This is a genomic window from Aquitalea sp. S1-19 (assembly GCF_024343515.1).
On the sequence record NZ_RJTZ01000198.1, the window covers coordinates 1 to 2,921 of the forward strand.

The window sequence follows — 2,921 nt, forward strand, 5'->3', positions numbered from 1 at the left end:
GTTTCGAGGCCGGCAGCCAGCGCGAGCAGTATGGCTGGGTCGCGTCCGTCCAGCGCCTGGGTCGCAATCAGGCGCATATCACCATGGGTCAGGGTGCCGGTTTTGTCGAACACCACATCGCTGGCGCGGGCCAGGGTTTCCAGCGCATGGCCGCGGGTGGTGAGGACCCCATCCAGTGCCAGACGTCCGGTGGCGGCTGTCAGCGCAGCCGGCGTGGCCAGCGACAGGGCGCAAGGGCAGGAGATGACCAGCACGGCTACGGTAATCCATAGCGCGTGTTCGGGGTCATGCGGATACCACCAGGCAAACGTCGCGACCGCCGCCAGCAGCAAGGCCAGTACAAACCAGCCGGCAAAACGGTCGGCGATTTCTGCCAGTCTCGGTTTCTCGGCCAGCGCCTGATCCAGCAGACGCACAATGCTGGCCAGCCGCGTGTTCTGGCCGGTACCGGTAATGCGGACATACAAAGGGCTGGCGGTGTTGACGCTGCCGGCAATCAGCGCATCGCCCGCCTGCTTGTCAAGCAGACGGCTTTCGCCGGTCAACAGTGCTTCGTTTAACTGGCTATGCCCCTCCAGTACGCAAGCGTCGGCGGGTACGGTTTCGCCGGGGCGAATCAGCAGCACATCGCCGCAAGAGAGCGTCGCGGCAGCCGCTTCGTGGGTCTCGCGCGATTCGGGCCAGGCGCTGAGTTTATGGGCGAATGCCGGAATCAGCTTGACCAGCGTTTCGGCCGCAGCGCCGGCCTCGCGCCTGGCAATGCCCTCAAGATAGCGCCCGCCCAGCAGCAGGAAAACGAACATCGACACCGAATCGAAGTAAATGCCGTGTTCTATATGGTTCAGCAGGGCATACAGGCTGGCAAAGAAGGTGGTCAGTATGCCTATGGTGACCGGCGTATCCATGCCCACTCTATGCCGCTTGAGATCGCGCCAGGTGGCTTGATAAAAGGGAACAGCCGAATAGACCATCACCGGCAGGGTCAGGATCAGGCTGGCCCAGTGCAGCATCCACAGGAAGTTGGGCTCGATTTCGCCATCCGGGGCGAGGTAGACAGGTACGGCATACATCATCACCTGCATCATCGACAGGCCGGCCACCCAGAGCCGGTTGATCGCCTGTTTGCGCTGTTTTTGCTGCAGCGCTTCCTGACGGGCGGCGTCGGTACGCTGGCCATTTCCATGGTCGAAAAGCCGGTGCCGGCAGCCGGTCAGATGCGGGTGCGGGTGATGGCAGCCGGGCTGAATCGTGCCGATATTGTGCAGCGCGAAGGGCATTATCCGGCTCCTGCCGGGGCATCGCCGATTCTGGGGCTGGAAGTCGCCGGCGTGGTAGACGAGATTAACGGCCCGTCGCGCTTTCAGCCTGGCGATGAAGTATTTGGTCTGTTGCAGGGCGGCGGTTATGCCGACTATGCCTTGCTGGATGAGGCGCTGGCTATCCCCAAGCCGGATGCCATGAGCTGGGCGGAGGCGGCCAGCCTGCCTGAAGTGTGGATGACCGCATGGCTTAATCTGGTGGAAGTGGCGGCCTTGCAAGCCGGAGAGCGCTTTTTGGTGCATGCCGGTGCCAGCGGTGTCGGCTCTGCCGCCATACAGTTGGCGTGCCTGTTAGGCGCCGAAGCGCTGGCCAGTGCCAGTGCCGATGAAAAGCTGGAATTTTGCCGCAGCCTGGGGGCGACTCAGGTATTCAATGGCCGGCGTGACACTGCTTTTGCCGCGCAGCTTAAGGCGCAGGGCGGGGTGGATGTTATTCTGGATCCGGTAGGCGGCAGTTATTTTCGCGAGAATCTGGCCTGTCTTAATCCGGACGGGCGTCTGGTGGTAATAGGCGTGATGGGCGGGCGCAGCGCTGAGCTGAATCTGGGGCTGCTGCTGGTCAAGCGTTTGCGCATTATGGGTTCGACGCTGCGCAGCCAGCCACTGGTGGTGCGTGCGCGTCTGGCGCGGGCGCTGGAAGAGACGATTTTGCCGGCACTGGCTGACGGAAAATTGAGGGTAACGCTGGACAGTGTGTACCCGCTATCGGCGGTGGCGGATGCGCATCTGTATATGGAAGGCAACAGTAATCTGGGGAAAGTGGTGCTGGATGTGTCGTAATTAATGCTTTTGTAATTATTATCGGCTATCTTGTTACTCGGAAGGCATGAGGCTTTCTGATTTGGTATGGATGGGATTCGGGCGACGGCAACGTCGCCCATTTTTTTGGCCGGAGCAAGTGAGGTGTACTTGACTCCGGCTATATCAGGCGGCGGGTGCCAGCGCCTCGATCAGGGCGACTTCCTGGGTGTAGGACAGTGCCTTGAGCTTGCTCAGCAGGGCTTCGGCATCCACCTGATGCTCGTGATCCAGATCCTCATCCAGAATACGCGCCTCTACCGCCAGCCACAGGCCGCGGCAAGCCGATGCGCCTTCAAAGTGTATGCCCTTGAGTACGGCAGCAATCAGTTGCAGCTCGTTGTCGGCAAAGCGGCGCGACAACAGCAATTGCTCGCGGCGGATGATTTCTGCGTAGCGCTCCAGCATTTCGTGGGTGCGTGCATCCATTTCGCCATGCAGGCTGTCTGTGGCCGCTTGAGCCTCATGCGCGGCACTGGCTGCGGCAACCACGCGCGCAGGATCGAACCACGCTTCGATTTCCGGTGCCAGCAAAGGCAATTCCTGCTGCCAGGCGTGATAAAGATCATCGCGAAAACGCGCATTGTCGGTAAAGGACAACTCGTCGAACGGCATCATGGGCGCGAGGCCACTGCCCAGTTTTTCACGTCCGATCAGGATGTTGCCATCCTTGTCCTTGCTCACCGTTGTACGCCAGTGGCTGTTTTCGCCCGTGGCCAGATTGTCTACCATGACTTCGATGCAAGGCAGTGCGCATTCGCTGTCGTCACCTTCGGTCACAAAGTGCAGGGTGATGTCGAACAT

The 2,921-nt window shown here is 60.7% G+C and carries 3 protein-coding genes; 1 reads left to right on the plus strand and 2 read right to left on the minus strand.

Features of this window, described 5'->3' with window-relative positions; all coding sequences use genetic code 11:
• Positions 1-1,277: heavy metal translocating P-type ATPase (locus tag EGI20_RS17050; RefSeq protein ID WP_498632904.1), on the minus strand; the 1,277-nt coding region annotated here is incomplete at its 3' end.
• Here EGI20_RS17050 and EGI20_RS17055 point away from each other — a divergent pair.
• On the plus strand, positions 1,182-2,099 hold the full coding sequence (locus EGI20_RS17055) for an NAD(P)H-quinone oxidoreductase (RefSeq protein WP_498632905.1): 918 nt from the start codon (positions 1,182-1,184) through the stop codon (positions 2,097-2,099). The two genes, EGI20_RS17050 and EGI20_RS17055, sit on opposite strands and share 96 nt — an antisense overlap.
• 144 nt (positions 2,100-2,243) lie before the next feature.
• On the opposite strand, the gene EGI20_RS17060 is transcribed toward EGI20_RS17055, so the two are convergent.
• Positions 2,244-2,921, minus strand: a 678-nt coding sequence (locus tag EGI20_RS17060; RefSeq protein WP_498632907.1) for a hypothetical protein, incomplete at its 5' end; no start/stop codon positions are given.